Below are 19,525 nucleotides of genomic sequence, written 5' to 3'. Positions count from 1 at the left end.
AAAGGAGAGCAGTATGCGCTACACACTCACAGCACCGGCGGAAGTCGATATCCCTGACATCGAGCCGGACTTCTCGGCGCCCTTCTTCGCGGGGTTCCAGGTCGTCGCGTCGTATATCCTCGCCGGCGCAATGATCGTCGTTCTGATCATGCTGATCATCGCGGGTGCTGCCCTCGCTTTCCGAGGACTCGCCTCCGACCGCGTCCGCACGTGGGCGGGCGAGAACATCCTCTGGATCTTCATCGCCGCCGCGGTTCTGGGCGCTGCGAGCGGCCTCTTCCAATGGTTCGTCAACTTCGACTTCGGCTTCTGATGCGCCTTCTGCGTTCCCTCCTCGTCGGCGCTGTGCTCGGCCTCGGGCTGACACTGACTGCGCTGGCACCGGCGAGCGCGGCAACAGCATCCGTCTCCATCGCACCGGCAGCGGCGAACCCCACTCCCGTCACCGGAGAGCCCTGGTCCGAGCCCGCATACCCGGTCGACTGCTATCGACTCGACGCGCAGATCACCTGCACGCCGCAGAGCACCGCCGACATCAAGCCGCAGCAGTGTTTCATCAACGTCCTTGTCGACGGCGCCAAGGCGACGGTCTGCACCACGGATGAAGCCCACATTTCGGCGATCAAGGCGAGTGGCGGCAAGCCACTCCTCGTTGAGTACGGATGCTCCATCGGCGACGTCGTCTGCGTCACATTCGAGAACGCCGGGCGTGGGATGGCGCTGGCATCGACATCGATGATGTTCACCGTCGCGCAGAACATGCGCTTTGACACCTCGTCGACGCTCTGGACGGCCGCCACAGCAGAATGGTCCTTCTGGCAGTGGGCGATCCTCGCGGTGCTGTTCGGCGCGATGGTGTGGGCGATCGCCGCAGCAATCGTCTCCGGTGACCGAGCGGAACTCGTCGGCGCGCTTGTACGGAGCTTCATCGCCTTTCCCGCCACAGCGGTCACGCTCTGGGCGACCGGCCACCTCCTCAATGCGGTCGACGACCTCACCTGGTACGTCATGAATCGCGACGGAGCGGATGGCCTCTTCGCCACTCTGCAATCCGTCATGTGGGCTGGCGGACAGGCGAACTACTTCTTCGCGTTTGTCATCCATGCGCTCCTGATGCTCGGGATGCTGCTGCTGATGCTCGTCTTCGCCTTCCGGAACATCGTGCTCGCGGCACTGATCGCCGTCGGGCCTATCGCGTGGATGCTGTACCCCGCCCGTGCGGTGGGCCCGCAGTGGGTGGTGCGATACGTGTCCGCCGTCGTGGTGCTCTTGCTCACTGAGCCCCTCACGATCGGATTCGTCACGCTCATCATCAACGGGCTGTCCGGGGTGAAGACGATCTGGGATCCGCAATCGTGGCCGCTGCTGATCGGCCTCGTCCTCGTCTCGTTCGCGCCTTTCGCGGTCTTCGGCCTGTTCAGCTTCGTCGGTGCCGTCGCGGCGGACTCGGTGGGCTCGAGCGTGGGGTCCAGCGCTGGACGAGCTGCTTCAGGAGCAGCTCGGTCGGTGTCTCGGATCCCGAGTCGCGTCGGGGCCACCCCGGCCGGGGCTCCGTCACGGTCGCCGCGACCGGGCGCTTCCGGTAGCTCGTCCACGTCCAGCGGCTCCGCACCCAGCGGCGGCGCAGCTCGCCCTCCGGCCGGGACGAACGGCTCGTCCGGAAGTCCCGGCGCCCCCGGCACTTCCGGCGGATCAGGTCCCGCCCCCACAACAAAGCCTCCGACCGCAAGCACACAATCCTCGCCACGCACGACGACGACCGCACAGCCAATCGTGGCGACGCCGTCGCGACCTCGAACTGAAAGGACAGCGCAATGACGACTCAGGATCTGTCGCGACCGGTGCGGCTCCCCCGTCGCTCACGGCAGGGCGTCGTGATGGGCATGGACCCGTGGCAGCTCGCGTGCGTCACCGTCGCGGCAGTCGTGGTGTTGATCGCCGTCAACCGCTTCGGTCCTCCCGGGCTCCTCTACGCCGTTCCTCTCTATCTTCCGGTCGGCGCGTTCGCTTTCGTCACGGTGCACGGCGACTCAGCTCCGCGCCAAGTCGGCCTGTGGCTCATGAAGCAGGTGCGACACACGATGGGCGCCACGAAGCAGGTCTACCGACCCGAACGTGTACAGCTGGCGGGCACACTGAACCTCCCCGGCATCCGTGCGTCGATCCAACTCTGGGACGTCGATGGCATCGCCTGCGTCTACAACCCGCACGACCGGTCGGTGACAGTGACGGCCGAGGTGGAGGTGCAGGGGTTCCTGATGAAGGACGTCGCCGAGCGATACGACCTCGCGCAGCAGTGGTCACCGGTGCTCGCATCGTTCACACAGCGCCCGGGAATCAAGAGAGCAGTGCTGCAGGAGCGTACTCTGCCGACGACCATTCGCGCCGCGCGCGACCACTACGACTCGATCGTCTTTCGCCGCGGCCTTGACACGAGCTCGCCTATCGGTCGCAACTACGACGACGTGATTAACAAGTCCGAGCCTTTCGCCGTGTCACACCGCAACTACCTCACCTTCACGCTCGATCTCATCGCGCTCGGCCCGCAGCTGAAAGCGCTCGGCGGTGGGCAGGATGCTGTCAAAGCCCTCGCTCTCCTCGAGGCGCGAAACCTCGCGGACGCCCTCAATGCGGCGCGGATGCGCGTGCGTCGTTGGCTCACGGCGCGCGATGTGGCAGCTCTCACGCGTATCGGGTTCGACCCTGAGTTCGCCCCTAACGTGCAGAACCGCGACGACGAGCACGCCGGCGTCGACCCGGTCGCCATCGGCCCGATGTATTTGGAGGAGCCTCGCGGCAAGAACGGCATCGTCTACACCGACTCCGGCGTGCACACCACGATGTGGATTCACGAGTGGCCGCGATCCGACACCGCGGTCGGATTCGTCGAACCCATCGTCTTCGCGCGTATGCCATCCACTGGCGAGGCGATCACCCACATCCTCTCGATCGTCCTCACGCCGGTCTCGGTCAAGAAGGCGATGCGCCGCATCGAAGACGACAAGAAGATCTGGCGCGGCAACGAGCGGCTCCGCGCAAAACGGGGCGTGGACGGGTCGGCTGCGGATGCCGCGGACTGGGACGCTCTCGAGCGCCGAGAGGAGGAGATCGTGGCCGGGCACGGTGAGTTCCGGTACGGCGCCTACTTGACGGTCACCGCACCTGATGAGGAGAAGCTGGACCAAGCGATCGCCGGGATGCGGAACGCCCTCGCACGAGCGGGCATGGAACCGCAGATCCTTTACTGCCAGCAGGCCGAAGCACTGATGGTCAACGTGCTGCCCATCGGGCTGGGGATGAAGTGATGGTCCGCCGCGTTGCCGTATTCGAGCCCGGCCACCTGACGAAGCGCCAGAAGCGCGACCTCCGTCGCGAGATCGCTCGAGCGGAGGACAACGAGCCCCCACCGAAGACGCACCGCCGCGACCGCGCACTACCCGAAGCCGCAGTCCCTGGCCCATTCGGCCCCGGGCTGACAGAGGGCGGGTACTGGAATCTTGCGCAGCCAAACATCCCCGCTCACCAAGCGACGTCACGACAGATCGCCGGCATCTATCCCTTCGTCGCGGATGCCGGGCTTGGTCACCGCGGACCTATCGTCGGCGTCGACCTCAACGCCGACGCGCTCTGGCATTTCTCGCCCTGGGAGGCTTACGCCGATTCGACCGATCGCGGCACCTTCTCGACCAACCTGCTCGTGCTCGGCGCCTACCGCGCCGGAAAGTCGGCGACCGTGAAGACCCTTGTCACCCGCTCGCTCGCGTTCGGGCATCAGGCGGTCGTGCCCTCCGACCCGAAGGGTGAGTGGGTGACGGTCGCCGAGGCAGTGCCAGGCGGTGTCGTCATCCGGATCGGCGGTGGCAGTGCGGCTCGGCTCAATCCCCTCGACCGGGGTCCCCGACGGACGGACGCCGACGACGAACAGGACGAGAAGATGGTGCGGCAGCGCCGCATCACGACACTCGTTTCCCTCATCGAAATGGCGCTTGGCTCGACACGGCTGACGGCGGTCGAGCACGCCGCCATCCACGAGGCGCTTGAGCGCAGCATCCGGGTCACGGCCGATCACCCGACACTGCGCAGCGTCTACGAGCAGCTCGGCACGATCGTCGAGGACGCGGGCACCGACTTCCGGCTCGCCGAAGGCGCGGTCCAGCCGCGGTTCGTGCTGCGCCGGTTCGCCGACGGCGACTTGTCCGGCCTCTTCGAAGACGAGTCGACCGTCGCGTTCGACGCCGACGCGCCCATCGTCGTGGTCGACACCAGCGAGCTCTTCTCACGCAGCGAACTCGTCGCCCAGCTCACACAAGTGTGCACAACGGCGTGGATTCAGGCGGTCGTCTCCGACCGGTCGGCCAAGCGCACCCGATACCTGATCCGCGAAGAGGGCTGGCGCGATATGACATCCCTCGCCGCGCTGCAGATGTTTCAGCAGTGGCTCAAGCTGTCGCGGCACTACGGCATCAGCAACATCGTCATCCTCCACAAGATGGGCGACCTGGATGCCGTCGGCGACGCCGACTCGAAGGAACGCAACCTCGCCTACTCGATCGTCGGCGACATCGAGAACAAGTTCATCTTCCGCGTCAACCACCAAGAGGCCGCCGCTCTACGCGAGCGCCTCAACATCCCCGCGACCCATGTCGAAGACGCGCGCCGACTGCGGATGGGAGTGTTCCTCGCCTATGTCGGCCAGTACGCGTACGCGGTCGACTGCTTCGCGACCTCGACCGCGTGGGAGTACGAACTCTTCGCAACCGACAGCGCGCTCCAGCAGGACGAGGGCGGCGAGATTCTGCACGTGTTCGACACCGCGGAACTCGATCGCTTCTGGCCCGACGACTCCCCCATCGACACCAGCCTCGACGGCTGGCTGTCACCGACCTGGAAGGAGACACCGCAATGAGTCTCGACACCACGCCGCGCGCATTCGCAACGGTCACCGGCCCCACAGCAACCTTCACAACACCGGAAGGTCTTGTTGAACCGCTCGTCGCGTCAGCAGCCCGTGATATCCGCCAGATCATCGTCGGCCGTGCCGTGGCGGAGGCGCGGCGCACCGGCACTCCTATGGAACTCGTCACGACAGGAGACCGGGGCGAATACCATCTGCTCATCACCGCCGATGGCGCGATCGCCTCATCTCGGGCCACTGCATCCCCACCGGTCGTCGACGAGTCATCGCATGTGGATCCGTCGGAGCCGGGAGGTGAGGCAAGCGGCGAAGCTTCGAGGCATGAGCCGCTCCGCAAACGACGTGCGCCGGAGCCCACCCCGCGCCCCTCCTTCATCAAGACGACATCGGATGAGCCGACGGCCAGGGGATGGCGCGTGCTCCTCGCCCGTCTCGGAGTCGGGCCCTCGCCCGCCGAACTCGAGCGCAACGCGAATGAACGAGTGGTCTCGCAGCAGTGGGCCGGATGCCGCACCATCGCCGTCGCAAACGGCAAGGGCGGGGTCGGCAAGACCATGACGACGGCCATGCTCGCAGCAGTGTTCGCTCGCCACGGAGGCGGCAATGTCCTGGCGTGGGACAACAACGACACCCGAGGCACGCTCGGCTGGCGCACAGAGCAGGGCAGCTACGACACGACAATCAAGGATCTGCTGCCGGCCGCACCCGAGCTCCTCGCACCCGGCGCCAGCGTCTCGGCCATCTCGCAATTCGTTCACCACCAGCCGGTCGACCGGTACGACGTGCTGCGATCGAACCCCGAATTGCTTGCCGTGCACCAGCGCATCAAGGCGGCCGAGTTCGATCTGCTTCTGCAGGTTGCCGCACGCTACTACCGCGTCGTGATCTTCGATTCGGGGAACGACGAGTCAGCGGATCGCTGGTTGCGAATGGTCGACTCGTCGTACCAGCTCGTCGTGCCCACGCTGGCTTCGCCGGAGTCCGCTGAGTCCGCAGCGCTCCTGCTCGATGCGCTTCGCGAACGAGACGAACGGTCGCGATGGCTAGCCGACAACGCCGTGGTCGTCGTCACCGAAGCAGAGCCCAGTGCGCGCTCCGCAACGCATATCGCGGAAAGCTTTGCCGGTCACGTCCGCGCCGTCCAGCGCATCCCCTTCGATCCCGCCCTCAAGTCCGGTCCGCTGCGCCTCGACAGCCTCCGTCCAACGACGCGCGACGCCTGGATCCGTGTCGCCGCGTCGGCGGCGCGGGGCCTCTGACGGGACAACGATATGAGCCAGGGGATACTCGGGAAGGGGATCGCGATCCTGATCGCGATGGCCGTCCTCCTCAACCTCGCGTTCTCGTTCATGGCCGAGTTCGTGACGTGGATCGCATGCGGCGCCCGCCCGTCGGCGGACCACTTCTTCTCCGGGCTCTGGCTCGCTCTCAGCGGCGATTCGGCCACCTACGCAGCGCCGGCGGGCTGCGAGATACCGCGCGCGCACATCATCGTCGCGGACTATGTCGTCCTCGCGCTGATCGCTGCGCTCACGGCCGCCGGCGTTATCGCCTACCGCCGCTACACGGAATCCGACCGCGCGTTCGTCGCCGACCTGCTCGCACGACCGGGCTTCGCGAATACCGCAGAGGTTCGTCAAGACCTCTCGGCCAAGGCCGTTTTGCGCCGCGCACCGCACCTGCGGCCCGACATCCGTCACCCGAAGCCGACCGATGTCGGATGGCGCGTCGGTCGTGCACGCGGCAGCGAGGTGTTCGTCTCGATAGAGGATTCGGTCGTCCTGGAAGGTCCGCCGCGATCGGGCAAAGGCTTCCGCGTGCTGATATCCGCAATCCTCGACTGGTCAGGTCCGCTGATCACGACATCCACGACGAACGACAACCTCACCGCCACCATGCGCATGCGCGAGCGCCGAGGGCAGGTGCACGTCTTCGACCCACAGGAACTCACCGGGGTGCGGCATCCGACGCGGATCTCGCCGTTCGCGGGATGCGAGGACCCTCTGGTCGCGACACAGCGAGGCAACGCCATCATCACCGGCACGGCGATCGGCGCTTCCTCGATCAACGGCGAGTGGGCGCAAGCGGCCGGTGTGGTGCTCGGACGCCTCCTTCACGCGGCTGCCGTCGGGGACTGCACGATCGACGACTTCTACAAGTGGGGTACCAGCCCGGTTCTCGCGCGGAAGGGCGCTGTGTCGATCCTGCGGTCCGACGGCGCACCCGGCTGGGGCGACGCCCTCGACGCGACACTCTCCTCCGACGACAAGCTCGTCTCGTCGATCTGGTTCGGTGTCCAAGGCGCAGTGGCGCCTCTGTCGATTCCGCAGATCCGCGAGTCCCTCGCACCGCGTCCTGGCGAACCGGTCTTCGATCCGGAGGAGTTCCTCGACGACGCGAACACCCTCTACCTGATCGGCTCCGCGGCGGGCGCGGGAGCCATGGGCGGCTTCATCGGCGCGTTGCTCGACGACATCGTCGAGGTCGCTCGCGCCCGGGCCGTCTCGTCTCCGGGCGCGCGGCTGCAGCATCCCCTCGGGCTCATCCTCGATGAGATCGCGAACATGTTCCGGTGGGGCAACCTCCCGCGCATCATGGCCGACGGTGGCGGGCGCGGCATCTGCACGTTCATCGTGCTGCAGGCGCTATCTCAAGCCGAGACCTCTTGGTCGCGTGCAGAGGCGGAGACGATCTGGGCTGCGGCAACCGCGAAGGTCGTTCTCGGCGGCGCTTCGAACGTGAGTCACCTTCGCGACATCGAAGCCATCCTCGGGAGCCGGCAGAGGACGCGCACACAGCGCTCGTGGTCCACGCGCGAGTCAGGGCACTCCACCAGCGAACATCACGAACGTCTTCCCCTGATGTCGGTCGACGAGATTCGACGGATGCCGCCGAGCGTCGGCCTTCTGGCTTACCGCAACCGCCGCAGCACGCTCCTCGACCTCACCGGATGGGACGAGCGACGCGATGCGGACGACATCCAGACCACTAAACGCGCCATGGAACGAGAGCAGCAGGCGGTCTTCATCCAAAGACACCACGCACGGATAACGCCGGGACCTGAGGAGGTGAGTGAGGGGTGAGTAACCGTCGCAAGCCTCGGACACGCAACACGTACCGGACGCAGTTCCTGTCCTCGCCAGCATGGCGGGCGCGCCGCGCCCGATGGTTCCGCAAGCAGAACCGACTCGGATGCCCGCTGAGGTGCGCGGGATGCGATCTGCCCGCCACCGAGCATCAGCTCGAACTGCACCATGTCACTTATAGCGGCGTCCAGTTCGTCAGCGACTCGTGGCGAGCGTTCGAGCGTCACACCGACCTTGTGCCGCTGCATCCGTATTGCCACGGGATGCTGCACCAGATCATCGAGCACGATCGCGTCCTCGCTCACCATCGCGGCCGGCGCGCAGCGTCGGCGATCGCCCTGAACATCCTTCGGCGGAAGTTGTCCCACGTTCAGGAGGCGGCATGAACGAGCGAGAGATGACTCCTGAAGAGATCGAGGCCATGGTCGCGGCACAGCTCGCCGGTCCGCCGATCCTCGATCACCCCGCCGAGCCGACCGGAGTACCGCCGATCGACTGGCGGCACCTTTCGCCGGCCGACGCACGAGCGGCGTGGACCTCGCTGAGGGAATGGGTCGAGTGGTTCACCGTGCGCTACGACCTCCCCATCAGCCTCGTTCCGCCGTGCTGGTGGAAGCACGGCGAGCTCGTCGAGGAGCTTTCCGCACTGCACATCCTTCATCAGGCCTCCTTTGACTCGAACGACACCGGATTCGGCCCCATCGGGTGGCACGAACGCCTCGCCCAGGCCAAGGGACGCCTGCAACGGGCAGGATCGGGCTGCACGAGTGGGCACGACGAGCTGAAGCCGCGATCGTGGGCCGGCGCCACCGACGAGGCGGAATGGGACGCGTGGATCGACCAGAGCCACGCCAGCTGAGACACGTCGTGTCTCCTGAAGGGAAGGAAGAAAGATGACGACCAAGATTCCGGTCACGATCGAGGGCAACCTCACCGGTGACCCCGAGCATGGCGCAAGCGACTCGGGCAATGAGTACGCCCGGTTCACCATCGCCGTCAACGATCGTCGCCTCAACGAAGCGACGAACCGCTGGGAGGACGCGGGCACAGTGTTCCACCGCGTCGTCGTGTTCAACCAGCAGTCACGCAACGTGGCGACCTCGCTCCACAAGGGCGACGCCGTCATCGTCGCCGGCGACCTCCGGTTCGGCAGCTATGTCGACAAGGAGACAGGCCAGAGCCGTGAGACCCGCGACATCGTCGCGGACAACGTCGGCGCCTCGCTCAAGTACGCCGCCGTCGCCGTCGAGCGCGCCCCAAAAGCTAACGGCCCCGCCGCGGAGAGATCCGCTACGGGGCCGGTAGCAGCACCGGTCTCGTACACCGGTGCCGAGCTCGCTCGCTAACCCATCGCAACAGGAGAGCGGCGTGGGAATCATCGTACTCCCGCGCCGCTTTCCCGTACTGAACTGTGCGTCCTGCCCGTCGCCCTGTTTGCCGTCAGCGTCGTCGGAGCCTGCGTGTCAATCGCCCGGCGCCGCCGGGAGGGGCTGTGCGTGATCGACGTCGCATGGTCAACTCTCGACTCGGTGGCGCGATAGGGGACTTCCGCGCCAGTGTCTCGTAGGGTCAGCTTGTGACGAGGAACAGTGCGGCGACCCGGGGTCGCGTTGTCCGCGCTTCCATCTCCTGGGGGCTGATTGTCGCGGCGACGCTGCTGATGGCGGGGACGATCGCGCTTATCTGGTTCGCTGCTGTCCCCTGGGGGCCACTGGCTTGTCCCGCGGTGGATCCCGCCCCACGGAACTGCTTCGCTTCCAATCGCGCCGGCACCGCGCTTGTTACGACGATAATCGTCGTGGTCATCTATGTTGCGACCATGCTGCTGGCGCTGATCGGACAGCGCCGCACACAAGCATGGACGATCGCAGGCGTCGTCCTGCTCGCCATCGCGCCTATCGCCTCGTACCTGTTGATCGCCTGGTTGCCCGGGTTCTCGCCTGGGTAATGCGGCGTCAGACCTCTATGGAATACGGCCAGTGATGTCGGCGTCGGGGTCTCCCGTCAACACGACATACTCGCCGTTGACCAGGAGAGCGGGTGTCCCCACGGATCCGGTATCGGGGTTCTCGGGAAGGCTGCCGGTCTGCGCGTCGACGAAGTCGACATAGCTACGGTCGGTTACGCAGGACGTGATGTCGGTAGCCCCGACATCCGACGCCAGTTCGATCAGCTCCTTATCGGTCAGTCCGGGACCGGTCGGGGCCGCATCGAAGACGGCTTCCATGAACGGGTGCGCCGCTTCAGGAGAGGTCTCGGCCACGCAGTACAGTGCGCTCGCTGAGCGTTGGGAGAAGTCGGTGCCGGATGCGGCGTTCAGCGTGCCCAGGGCTACCGGGTGCATGTGGAGAGTGATGTCGCCGCGGTCCAGGTGGCCGCTGATCGCGGGCCCGTATACCTGCTCGAACTGCTGGCAGTGGGGGCAGTAGAAGTCGAAGTACACCTCGACATCCGCAGCACCCGTGCCGACCATGATCGCGCCGGTGTCCCCATCAACCATCGCGGCCTGAGGAGCTGCCTGCGGGGTCGATGTTGAGTTGTTCATCCACACAACCAGAACAGTCACCGCGAGGACCGCGGCCACGGCGACGGTCGTCACCCAGATCGCGAACCAGTTCGTTCCGCCATCCCTCGTCGATGCCATGAGCGTTCCCCTCTCCTCCCACGCATCGAATCAGTTCCCTGCCAAGACGCGGGCAAACTCACACGAGAGACATAGAACGGCCGCGAGGGATACGAGTTGGACCGTCGACCATCGCTCGCCTGGCGTAATCCTCACCGAGAACGACGTCAACTGCGCGGCCAGCAGTCAAAGGCCAGGGGTGTCGATGTCCAGGGTGCGAACGGAGTCGTATACGGGAAGCACCCACTGTTCGATCTCCATGTCGGTCATTGGGCGCAGAGTGGTCGACAGCGCCGCGATCTCTTCCGGAGTGGCAGATCGCCAGCCTTCGGTTGTCGCGATCACCGAGTTCTCTGCTGCCGCCTCGACGATCACGAGGTGGTCGCCCTCCATGTAGGCGGCGGCGAGTCCGTCCGCGCGTTCCCACCCAGTGTCCGTCTTCACACACCACTCGGGAAGCTCACCGTCCACGGCTGGGCTGTCCCCATCGCCTCGAGACATTCGCATGCAAGGGTATGCCGGGTCCATGTCTCCCTCACTGCCGATCCTCTCCACCATGACGGTGGCGGAGGCATCATCGTCGCTGAGCAGCGTGGTGCCGGCCGATGATCCGGTCGGGCGGACCGAGACGTTCTCCCATCCCTCCAGCTCGGTGATGAACGGGGGTGTCCCGTCCGCAATGTACCGTTCGACCTCCACCGCCCTCTCCTGTGCAGCTTCCTCCGCCGCTCGCTCAGCTATCCGTTCGGCATCGGTAGGCAGGGCACTCAGCAGTATGGGGACGGCGAGCAGAGCCGCACCTCCGAGGATGCGCAGCGGCCAGGGCCCGAGAAACAACCCGAACCCGAGCGCGCACAGCCCCGCAACAGCGAGATGCACAACCGCATCATCCCCGAGCGTGAATGAGCGAAGGTTGCCGCCCACCATGCCAACGAACCCCGCCGCGCAGAGCCCGGTGTGGAGCGCCGCTATGACGATGGCTCCGGGCACCCTCCGGCGTCCCGTGAACGCTTTCGCGACGGCGGCCATGACGGCCGCGAGGATGGCGAGGACGACGGGGACGATGAGGAGGGCAAGGAAGGCACCGAACGCCGCAAAGACGAGAACATACGACATGGTCAGGTCCGCGAGGACCATCGCAGCGAAGGTGATGACGATAACCCCGAGGCCATGCCACGTCGATGCCAGCACTGGCTCGTTCGGGCCGCGGTCGCGAGGTGCCCGCTTCGCCGTTATGGACATGCCCACATCCTGCCAGGGTGAGTCGAAGAGCCGGACCGACAGCCGGCCAGTACCTCATCCGAGTTGCCTAGGCTCCGGCCACCAGTGGCCGATCGCGGAGTGGGGTCGGCCGCTGCTGGGCGGTTCGCCGAGCGAAAAAGGGCCGTGTGGCCGGTGGCCTCACAGGCGAAGTGTGAAGACTAGTCAGATGACGAAAGCGACACAGGCGTCTCAGGCAACGTGGCTCATCATCACGAGCTTGGTCAGCCAGGCGGCTGTCTGGGTCGCTTTCTTGCTTCAATACGGCTACTCCCGCGGAGGGGATGGAGCCTGCTTTCGTGAGAGCGCACCAGACACCGCTGTCGTCCTCGGCAGCACCCCGCAAGTCGTTGCCGACGTGACGTTCATGCCCATCGGGAGAGCGTGCATCTATGAAGCGGTAGGCGGCGGAACCGTCACCGTTCAGACAGGTGATGACGCCACCGCTCTGGCGATCGTGGGAACAATCGTGGGTTTAGTGGCGGCGATCGCCGCTCTAGCTCGCTGGAATCAGCTCACACCGGTGCAGCGTCTCCTGCCCATGGTCGCCTTGTTCTTCCTCGCCCTGGGGTGGACAGCGGTCTGGGCGCACGCCGCGATCCGCTGACCGGGCCCCATCCGCAGGACGACCTCACAGCCCCCACGACCGCGCTTGTCCCGGAATCGGTGCAGGCCCGTCGGCTATTTCCGCGCATAATCCCCGCCAGCCGCTCACACCTGGCGGTAAACGCCACGCGGGTCAACGTCAGAGACAGACACAGACCCAGCAGAGGGCCGTGAGGACAACCGGGGTGAGGGTCAGGGGCGTTGAGCTCGGCCGGTCGTTCCTGAGGGCCATGATGGTCATGACGACAACACCGGCTGTGGCGACGCCCGCGATCGCCGTCGTCGCCCATCCTGTTTGATAAGAGACGACTTCGCCCGTGGCCGTGGCCCATTCGCAGTAGCGTCCTGCTGGGAGAGCAGTCTCGTGAGCCGCGAGAAGCCGCGCACCATCAACGGTCGAGGTGGATGAGGCGAGGAAGTCTTGCGGCAGGTGGGTGAGGCATGCATAGCCGGCGTTTCCGGCAACGCTGAACTTCTGGAACACCGGCATCGTGAAGCCGGCCAGAACGCCGAACCAGGCCATCACAAAGAAGACTGCACTGCCTCGTGTCGTCACCTCTGTGGGGCTAGCCATTGGCGGCAACGTTCCCAGCGGAACAGGTTTCGACTGTCGCGTCGACACCATTGATGTTCTCTGGCAGCACGGCGCGGTCCTCGGCCGCGCCAGTCCCTGTGGGCACCGGTGTGGGAGGTGTGGCTGTCGAGTCAGGGGTCGGCTCGGGCTGTTCCTGCGGGTTCGCGTCAATGACGCCACCGTTGGAATTGGTCTTTCCCGAGACATCAATGGGAACGTTACGTTCCAGCGCGTCCCACAACACCGACGCGGCCGCCCGGTCGGGAACGACATGGTTCGCGTTGTCGGGGTCTGTCAGAACCGGGTACTGCACGAAGGTGATGTCATCGAACGGCACGTCCTTCAACGTCAATGCGAGCTGAACGATTCGTACCGGATCCGTCAGGCTCTCGCTCGGGGTGATGTTCCGTGCGGCCGTGTTCGCGAGGTCGAGGACGACCGGCAGATTCGTGAGTATCTCATCGCTACGAAGCTTGTGGACCAGCCGCGACATGTACTGCTGCTGGTTTCCGATCCGTGCGAGATCACTCTCGTCCCCGACACCGTGGCGAGTCCGCAAGAACTGCAGGGCATCGAACCCCTGGACAGTGTGCATCCCAGCCGGCAGATCGATCCCCGTGTGGGGATCACGGATGCCACCGTTTCCAATGCACACCTCCACCCCGCCGATCGCGTCGGTGATGTTCACCACGTTGCCGAAACTCACCTTTGCCGCAAACGGGATCTCTTGCCCCGTCAGATCACTGATCGTCTTGGCGACACACCCCAACTCGCCATAGCTGTACGCGGAGTTCAGCGGCTGCTTCGACATCGCCGAGACCACTGATCCATCCGGACTAGCACAGGACGGGATCGGCAGCTCGAGATCACGGGGGAATGAGACGACCGTCACCCGGCGCGGTTCCGCCGATACGTGCATCAGCATGTTCACGTCGTTGAGCTGTCCGCCCGCGTCGGCGCCCTCGCACCGGGCGCCCAGCTGCGCACGGAGCTCTTCCTCGCACTCATCCGTCCCGACAAGCAACAAGGTGAACTCGCTCTCGTACGGACCCAACGACGGCGGTTCAGCAACTTCTGCCTCCAACGCCACAGCTTCTTCAGACAGCGACCCGCGAAGACTGCCCACCACGTACGCACCAACCGCCACCGAAGCGACCATTACCACAGCCACCGCGATTCCCAGCAGGCTCAAGAGCTGCCTGAACACCGACGGCGATCCAAACCGCGCATGTCGCCCCAGCGTTACTCGCCGACCCATCCCGCTCCCCCTCCGAAGCAACTCCCGCCACCCTAGACCAGCGGCTCAGGGAGAACCCGGCGGCGGATTGGCCTCCAGCGCCACGATCGTCGCTACAACCCAAGGTGATCGCGAGTTTCTTCATCGAACTCCGCGGACAGGTGCACGCACGCGACGAGCAGCAGGGTTCGCTACGGTCGACGCATGACGCGGCCGACAGTGGAGCTGGAGCCGTCGGGATGGCACGCCTCCGCTCGCGAATTCATCCCAGCGTCACACCGACATCTGCGGATGCTCCGCGTGTATCTGCCCTTCATCGACAGCGACGGCAACTCCGTGCGGTGGTCGCGGTACGTCGACGTCGACGAGTATCCGGCATCGGTGAATTGGTTCGAAGCTACACACCACCTTGCCGCGACCGAGGCGAGGGTTCGGGAACTGGTCTCGTGCATGGGAGTGCTCGATAGCTCGACCGCCGAAGCGCTGCGCGATGCCATCGGCGACATGACGCTTCGATGCCTTCGATGGGTGGGATACGGCGTTGCGCCATCCGCCTCGCCTGTGCACGTACACGGTGAGGACTACCACGCAGCTGATCTGATTCCAGCTGACGTTGAATCAGGTAGACGGGTGCCCGAGTTCGCCTGGGATTCCGAGACCCAATTGGCGTGGGGCGGTCGACTCTATCCGGATTCACTCATCATGGCCGCGGAGGCGCCAATCTTCGAGCAGTTACACAAGGACCCACGATTGGACGTTGCGCCGGTTCGGACGGAAGACATCCTGCCCGAGAGTGTCGGAGACTAAGCCCACGACCACGACGGCCGCCGCTCGCGACATGGTGATGGATCTGTGCTGCGGGAACGCGGTGGCTGTCCCTGCGGCGTGGGAGTCTCGCGGGGACACGATACCGACAGAGCGGGGTCACAGATGCCGAACCGTTTCACTCAGACCGTCAGCGAACGCATTTCGCCTCACCCACCGCATGCCGGCCTCACCGTTCTCGACGGCGTAGTGCTTCACGCGCTGCGACGATGGCGCCGACGCAGCTGAAGACGAGTAGCAGTGCGGGGATAGCGAGGGCGATGGAGTCCATGGCGTGGGGCCTCTTGGTCACTCGGAGTTGCAGGTGGAGCTGTCGTCGGGTGCAGCGTCGACGATGCGGGTGGTCACAGCCGTCGAGGCGGTGGTTGTTCCGGGCGGGAGGATGTCGTCGCCGTCGATGGCGATCTGGCGTTCGCCGATGAACTGACCGGTATCTGAGTCGAGGATGATGTCCTGCTGCAGGTTTCCTTCGGCCTCGAGCCGCCCGATCGCGATTCCGGTCGTGCCGTTGAGTGTGGCCTGGTCGGCGGTGATGGTGACTCCCGGGATACGCGCCGCGGCCCGGTACAGCGCGGCCCGAAGGTCAGCCGGTACGGTGCCGACCCGCAGCGTGTCGGCGATGAAGGTCAGCGCTGCACCATCGCGGGACTTCCCGGCAGGACCCCCCTCAAGGGCTGTCGTCAGCTCGTAGATGCGCTCGAGCAACGCATCGGGGTCTCGGGGGAGGGTGGCGTAGTCGACGTTGCCGATGATGTTCGCGTCCTCGTAGAGTTCCCCACCGGGTGCGCGTCGGAACATGTCCACATCGTCGCCGGTCATGATGTCCGCAAGTTGCTCGGACTCGTCCCCGAACGTTTCGACGGGCACCGCGGCGCACTGTACCCAGATCCAGTCCTCTTGCATATCTGCCGGGACGTACAGCTCCGAGTGCACCCCGCCCAGGAAGTACGCGGTCACCTCCTGAGAGAGATACCCCGCGCCCACAGAGACCCCATCGGACTCCACCAGGAGATACTGCCCCTCCCCGACGACGGGGTCGTCGAAGCGCAAAGTGGCTGACGCCGCGTCCTCCAACACACTCGCCGCCGCAGGATCGGCGCCCTCACCGCCGCCGACACCCACCACGCTCACCGCGACCACCCCGACGACCGCCGCCACCCCGGCGACAGCCGACACGGTGACCCAACGACCCCCCAGAGAAACTTGCGGCCGTTGCGATGCCGTTGGTCTCCGATCCGCGTCGTTGATGACCTGGAACAGGGCCGCACGTCCGGCGGTCACCGCTTCGGGTGACCGGTCGGGGATATCAGTCCGCACTCGGCGCAGGAACGAAATCTCGTCCATGGTTCTTCTCCACATCTCCCAACGACGCCAACGCAGCGCGCAGCTTCCGCCTCGCCCTGTTCAACCGAGACCGAACCGTCCCCACAGGGACGCCCAGTGACGAGGCGACTCCCTCGTAGTCCAGGTCAGCGAACGTGTACAGCAGCAACGCGTCCCGATCCCCGGCCGGCAACCGCGCAAGCATGCGCCCCAGCCGTCGCGCGAGCCGGTCAGCATCCAACCGATCATCAGCTGCGTCAAACGCATCCGTGTCGACGCGAGCAAGATCAGCAGCGACCATCCCCCGCCAGGCCCGCGCCTCCTCCCGCGACAACTTCCCGATCAGACGCGTCGCGATACCCAACAACCACGGGCGCGCATCCGACCCATCGAACGACTCCCGCCGGTCATACGCGACGAGAAACGTCTCCGACACGATGTCATCCGCATGCGCGACCCCCACCCGCCGCGCCGCATACCGGAACACCACCCGCTCATGACGGTCATAGATCTCCGCGAACACCGCCCGCTCCTCAACAGAGCGAGCGATGATCTCGCCGTCATCAACACCCACACCAGGTATTGTCCGATCCCGCCCCAACAGTTCACGGCAATCCCCAGATCGCTCCGCCACGCGACTCCGATCCCAGGTGCCGGTGTCAGCCGTCGGTGTCGAGTGGCGTGTTGCAAGACCGCGATCGTTCCCGACGCGTGCACGTTTCCACAGATTCAGATCTGGCGACCAGTCACCGCACGCTGATCGTGTCTGCCGCTTCCGATTGCGTATCTCAGGCCAGGGCCCCGCTCAGCTGCCCCAGACGGCGCGAAGGATGCGCACCGCGTCATCCGCTGACAGCTCCGCCCGAGCGCACTCGGCTGACAGAGCTCGCGCAGCGCTAAGTACTCGCGCGCTCGCTGGACTCGCGTGCGGGCTGACGCGGGTGGCGCCACCCGGTCGCGCGGTGACGAAACCCTCGCCCTCCAGGGAGCGGTAGGCCTTCGCGACGGTTCCCGGGGCAACCGCTAAATCCCGGGCAAGCTGCCTGACCGACGGGAGGCGCTCATCCGGAAGGAGCTGCCCGGAAGAGATTGAGCCGCGGAGCTGATCCGCGATCTGATCGGCCGGTGGAGTAGAACCGGACAGTTCAATGCGCACGGGCCGCGACCCTCTGACGTGCGGCGACCGCGTCGCGGGCGTGGGTCAGCAACAATGCGGTCCACACCGCGAACCCGGAAACGATCGCAGCCACCCCAAGAAGAAGAATGAAGGGACCGGCTGCTGCAAACGGAGGGAAGACCGGCACGACATCCTCATCGACGAACACCCCTGCCTTCAAGCTCGCGGTTTTCGCGAAGAAGATCAGCACGGCGCCGATATGGAAGAAGAGACCACCCGACGCCGTCGCGACGACCGCTCGGCTACGTGAGCGGCGGCGTGCTCGGTCCTTCTGCTCATCGGCACCGAGCGGCGGGTGCGCGATGATCGCCAGCGCGATGGTGCTTGCGCCGATGAGCCCGCCCAGAGCGATCAGACTCGGCCACGAGTACGCCCACCCGTACACCAGGGTGCCCACCTCGCCCACACCGACGTCCTGCGCCCACATGGTGAACCGGCCATCTCCATCGGGGGATGACATCCCACCGCCGATGAGGGTGAGGCCAACGGCTACGAGAGCCAACACTCCACACGTGACGGCCCACCCACGCGGCACAAAGGACAGGATCGTCCGACGAGCCACCGTCGCGCCACCGCTGCGGACACCCCGGGTATCCGGAGCAAGAAGCGGTGCAACACCGACGAGGCCGAGGATGAGCGGCGCAACAAACTGCCACTCCCCCGGGATACCGAACAGCCACGAGACCATCTCAAGGCCAGTCGGGGCCCCCATCGACCTGAACGGCCAGCTCCCACTTCCCAACACGAGGAACTCGCCCGCGAGCGCCACTCCGATAACCAGTGCAGCGATCACCGCACCCGTGAATGACGACGCTGATTCACGCCCGCTGGATGACCGGCGGAAGATCACCACCCCGATCAGCACTCCCAGTGCTGCCACAGCGAAGACCATCACCGTCAGTATCGACATATCCAGAACCCCCTGTACCAAGATGACAGTACAGTAACTGTGTCATCAGACTGACACAGAAGGCAAGACCTGTCGATCGGCAGGACGACAATCGTCACGGCATCGGCGACCCCCGAAAGTGCATCGCTTCAGCCTGTTGGATCAGTGGGCGGACGGGTGGGTCGAACTGCGCACGCCCACTCCCGTCGTTCTCAACGCCACGCTCGCCTTGTCTCGCATCCTCACCGAACACGGCAGCTAGCGCCACCTTCGTTCTTGCCACCACTCATGGGCATCCAGCTCCACGCCGGCGACCCGCACAACAGCCCCTCAGGAGGCAGAGGCAATCCGGATAACGCCGCTGACAATGACCGCAATTCCAATGGCGACGAACCATACTCCGACGAACCCCACCCAGAACGGACGCTGTAGTCGTTCGAATGCTCCGGCAGCGTTCCTGCCCACCAGCCGCCGCTGTCTGCGACGAGTCCCTTCGTAGAGATGCACGCGGTGCCGCACGATAAGCACACCGCCGACCATGGCCAGGGAGCCGACGATGAAGCTCGCGATCAGCCCGACCATGCGCCGATCCGCTCCCGGTCCTGGCGTGACAATGATGCTCGTCTCTCAGTCAACCCGATCATCAGCCAGGCGGCCCCAGCGGCGCACAAAGCGGCCAGGCCTGAAACCATCAACGAAGTCGAGAGCCAAGGACGACCCGTAGGCGCGAGCGCGTTGTCCATCGCTCCAACGATCACCCACACTGCAGCAGCCCCGGCCGCCGACCCCACCACGCCGAGTCCAATTCGCGCCCCGGAGGACCTCTGGAGGCGCCGATCACATACGAGCAGAATCAGAGTTGCCCCGAGCACTGCGCCTACGGCGCTCCCCAGTCCCAGCAGACCCCCCGCTCCCACCAGGTACATGAACGCCGACAGTCCACCCTGACTGCGATAGTCCGGGTTCCCACCGAAGTAGACGAGCGACGCCAGAATCACCCCACCGAGACC

21 protein-coding genes are annotated in these 19,525 nt (G+C 65.5%); 12 read left to right on the top strand and 9 right to left on the bottom strand.

The features are described from left to right. The first annotated feature begins 13 nt into the window (after window positions 1-13). From IM777_RS02935 to IM777_RS02890, 10 genes are all read left to right on the top strand, one after another. Complete coding sequence (locus IM777_RS02935; RefSeq protein ID WP_194384588.1) at window positions 14-313, top strand: hypothetical protein; 300 nt, start codon at window positions 14-16, stop codon at window positions 311-313. Beyond that, the gene (locus tag IM777_RS02930) at window positions 313-1,818 is read left to right on the top strand and encodes a hypothetical protein (protein WP_194384587.1); all 1,506 of its coding nucleotides are present in this window, start codon (window positions 313-315) and stop codon (window positions 1,816-1,818) included. Before IM777_RS02935 ends, IM777_RS02930 begins: the two co-directional genes overlap by 1 nt. Continuing rightward, on the top strand, window positions 1,815-3,305 hold the full coding sequence (locus IM777_RS02925; protein ID WP_194384586.1) for an SCO6880 family protein: 1,491 nt from the start codon (window positions 1,815-1,817) through the stop codon (window positions 3,303-3,305). The genes IM777_RS02930 and IM777_RS02925 overlap by 4 nt, the downstream gene beginning before the upstream one ends. Beyond that, window positions 3,305-4,906, top strand: coding sequence for a hypothetical protein (locus IM777_RS02920; protein ID WP_194384585.1), 1,602 nt, complete (start codon window positions 3,305-3,307; stop codon window positions 4,904-4,906). Before IM777_RS02925 ends, IM777_RS02920 begins: the two co-directional genes overlap by 1 nt. Next, window positions 4,903-6,174 carry a MinD/ParA family ATP-binding protein gene (locus tag IM777_RS02915; protein WP_194384584.1) on the top strand — a complete coding sequence of 424 codons (1,272 nt, stop codon included), beginning with the start codon at window positions 4,903-4,905 and terminating at the stop codon, window positions 6,172-6,174. Before IM777_RS02920 ends, IM777_RS02915 begins: the two co-directional genes overlap by 4 nt. A gap of 57 nt (window positions 6,175-6,231) precedes the next feature. Beyond that, on the top strand, window positions 6,232-7,998 hold the full coding sequence (locus IM777_RS02910; protein ID WP_228480928.1) for a type IV secretory system conjugative DNA transfer family protein: 1,767 nt from the start codon (window positions 6,232-6,234) through the stop codon (window positions 7,996-7,998). After that, a complete protein-coding gene (locus IM777_RS02905; protein WP_194384582.1) occupies window positions 7,995-8,387 on the top strand; it encodes a hypothetical protein in 393 nt (130 codons plus the stop codon). Before IM777_RS02910 ends, IM777_RS02905 begins: the two co-directional genes overlap by 4 nt. Before the next feature lie 11 nt (window positions 8,388-8,398). Beyond that, window positions 8,399-8,860 (top strand): hypothetical protein, encoded by a 462-nt coding sequence (locus IM777_RS02900; RefSeq protein ID WP_194384581.1) that lies wholly within the window; start codon window positions 8,399-8,401, stop codon window positions 8,858-8,860. A gap of 34 nt (window positions 8,861-8,894) precedes the next feature. Beyond that, window positions 8,895-9,347 (top strand): single-stranded DNA-binding protein, encoded by a 453-nt coding sequence (locus tag IM777_RS02895; protein WP_194384580.1) that lies wholly within the window; start codon window positions 8,895-8,897, stop codon window positions 9,345-9,347. 230 nt (window positions 9,348-9,577) lie between these two features. Then, complete coding sequence (locus tag IM777_RS02890) at window positions 9,578-9,949, top strand: hypothetical protein (RefSeq protein WP_194384579.1); 372 nt, start codon at window positions 9,578-9,580, stop codon at window positions 9,947-9,949. A gap of 15 nt (window positions 9,950-9,964) precedes the next feature. On the opposite strand, the gene IM777_RS02885 is transcribed toward IM777_RS02890, so the two are convergent. Both IM777_RS02885 and IM777_RS02880 read right to left on the bottom strand, forming a co-directional pair. After that, window positions 9,965-10,645, bottom strand: a complete 681-nt coding sequence (locus IM777_RS02885) for a DsbA family protein (protein ID WP_194384578.1) — start codon at window positions 10,643-10,645, stop codon at window positions 9,965-9,967. Between the two features lie 165 nt (window positions 10,646-10,810). Further along, window positions 10,811-11,866: a hypothetical protein gene (locus IM777_RS02880; RefSeq protein ID WP_194384577.1), complete on the bottom strand. Its 1,056-nt coding sequence runs from the start codon at window positions 11,864-11,866 to the stop codon at window positions 10,811-10,813. 187 nt (window positions 11,867-12,053) lie between these two features. Here IM777_RS02880 and IM777_RS02875 point away from each other — a divergent pair, with 187 nt between their 5' ends. Further along, complete coding sequence (locus tag IM777_RS02875) at window positions 12,054-12,491, top strand: hypothetical protein (protein WP_194384576.1); 438 nt, start codon at window positions 12,054-12,056, stop codon at window positions 12,489-12,491. 138 nt (window positions 12,492-12,629) lie between these two features. On the opposite strand, the gene IM777_RS02870 is transcribed toward IM777_RS02875, so the two are convergent. Further along, complete coding sequence (locus tag IM777_RS02870; RefSeq protein ID WP_194384575.1) at window positions 12,630-13,046, bottom strand: hypothetical protein; 417 nt, start codon at window positions 13,044-13,046, stop codon at window positions 12,630-12,632. A gap of 10 nt (window positions 13,047-13,056) precedes the next feature. Then, window positions 13,057-14,271, bottom strand: coding sequence for an LCP family protein (locus IM777_RS02865; RefSeq protein ID WP_228480927.1), 1,215 nt, complete (start codon window positions 14,269-14,271; stop codon window positions 13,057-13,059). A gap of 330 nt (window positions 14,272-14,601) precedes the next feature. On the opposite strand from IM777_RS02865, the gene IM777_RS02860 reads away from it, so the two are divergent. Beyond that, entirely contained in the window at window positions 14,602-15,108 is a 507-nt protein-coding gene (locus tag IM777_RS02860) for a hypothetical protein (protein ID WP_194384573.1), read from the top strand. Between the two features lie 306 nt (window positions 15,109-15,414). Here the strand turns inward: IM777_RS02860 and IM777_RS02855 are convergent, their stop codons facing one another. The 5 genes from IM777_RS02855 to IM777_RS02835 all read right to left on the bottom strand — a co-directional run bounded on the left by IM777_RS02855 (window position 15,415) and on the right by IM777_RS02835 (window position 19,097). Next, the gene (locus IM777_RS02855; protein ID WP_194384572.1) at window positions 15,415-16,470 is read right to left on the bottom strand and encodes a CU044_5270 family protein; all 1,056 of its coding nucleotides are present in this window, start codon (window positions 16,468-16,470) and stop codon (window positions 15,415-15,417) included. Next, entirely contained in the window at window positions 16,433-17,023 is a 591-nt protein-coding gene (locus IM777_RS02850; protein WP_228480926.1) for an RNA polymerase sigma factor, read from the bottom strand. The genes IM777_RS02855 and IM777_RS02850 overlap by 38 nt, the downstream gene beginning before the upstream one ends. 231 nt (window positions 17,024-17,254) lie before the next feature. Beyond that, entirely contained in the window at window positions 17,255-17,605 is a 351-nt protein-coding gene (locus IM777_RS02845; RefSeq protein WP_228480925.1) for a GntR family transcriptional regulator, read from the bottom strand. Further along, window positions 17,595-18,536: a hypothetical protein gene (locus IM777_RS02840; RefSeq protein WP_194384571.1), complete on the bottom strand. Its 942-nt coding sequence runs from the start codon at window positions 18,534-18,536 to the stop codon at window positions 17,595-17,597. The genes IM777_RS02845 and IM777_RS02840 overlap by 11 nt, the downstream gene beginning before the upstream one ends. A 309-nt stretch (window positions 18,537-18,845) precedes the next feature. Beyond that, window positions 18,846-19,097: a hypothetical protein gene (locus tag IM777_RS02835; protein WP_194384570.1), complete on the bottom strand. Its 252-nt coding sequence runs from the start codon at window positions 19,095-19,097 to the stop codon at window positions 18,846-18,848. Window positions 19,098-19,525 lie beyond the last annotated feature (428 nt).

Source organism: Microbacterium luteum, from assembly GCF_015277875.1.
GTDB lineage: Bacteria > Actinomycetota > Actinomycetes > Actinomycetales > Microbacteriaceae > Microbacterium > Microbacterium luteum.
Note: the sequence above shows the minus strand (reverse complement) of the source record. Positions and strands in the feature narration are given on the sequence as shown.

Excerpts from the sequence above, each read along its gene's own strand:
- IM777_RS02855 (WP_194384572.1), bottom strand. The coding sequence starts at position 16,470 with ATGGACGAGATTTCGTTCCTGCGCCGAGTGCGGACTGATATCCCCGAC.
- IM777_RS02895 (WP_194384580.1), top strand. The coding sequence starts at position 8,895 with ATGACGACCAAGATTCCGGTCACGATCGAGGGCAACCTCACCGGTGAC.
- IM777_RS02880 (WP_194384577.1), bottom strand. The coding sequence starts at position 11,866 with ATGTCCATAACGGCGAAGCGGGCACCTCGCGACCGCGGCCCGAACGAG.
- IM777_RS02925 (WP_194384586.1), top strand. The coding sequence starts at position 1,815 with ATGACGACTCAGGATCTGTCGCGACCGGTGCGGCTCCCCCGTCGCTCA.
- IM777_RS02835 (WP_194384570.1), bottom strand. The coding sequence starts at position 19,097 with ATGGTCGGGCTGATCGCGAGCTTCATCGTCGGCTCCCTGGCCATGGTC.
- IM777_RS02915 (WP_194384584.1), top strand. The coding sequence starts at position 4,903 with ATGAGTCTCGACACCACGCCGCGCGCATTCGCAACGGTCACCGGCCCC.
- IM777_RS02840 (WP_194384571.1), bottom strand. The coding sequence starts at position 18,536 with ATGTCGATACTGACGGTGATGGTCTTCGCTGTGGCAGCACTGGGAGTG.
- IM777_RS02920 (WP_194384585.1), top strand. The coding sequence starts at position 3,305 with ATGGTCCGCCGCGTTGCCGTATTCGAGCCCGGCCACCTGACGAAGCGC.
- IM777_RS02935 (WP_194384588.1), top strand. The coding sequence starts at position 14 with ATGCGCTACACACTCACAGCACCGGCGGAAGTCGATATCCCTGACATC.
- IM777_RS02885 (WP_194384578.1), bottom strand. The coding sequence starts at position 10,645 with ATGGCATCGACGAGGGATGGCGGAACGAACTGGTTCGCGATCTGGGTG.
- IM777_RS02910 (WP_228480928.1), top strand. The coding sequence starts at position 6,232 with ATGGCCGTCCTCCTCAACCTCGCGTTCTCGTTCATGGCCGAGTTCGTG.
- IM777_RS02930 (WP_194384587.1), top strand. The coding sequence starts at position 313 with ATGCGCCTTCTGCGTTCCCTCCTCGTCGGCGCTGTGCTCGGCCTCGGG.
- IM777_RS02875 (WP_194384576.1), top strand. The coding sequence starts at position 12,054 with ATGACGAAAGCGACACAGGCGTCTCAGGCAACGTGGCTCATCATCACG.
- IM777_RS02900 (WP_194384581.1), top strand. The coding sequence starts at position 8,399 with ATGACTCCTGAAGAGATCGAGGCCATGGTCGCGGCACAGCTCGCCGGT.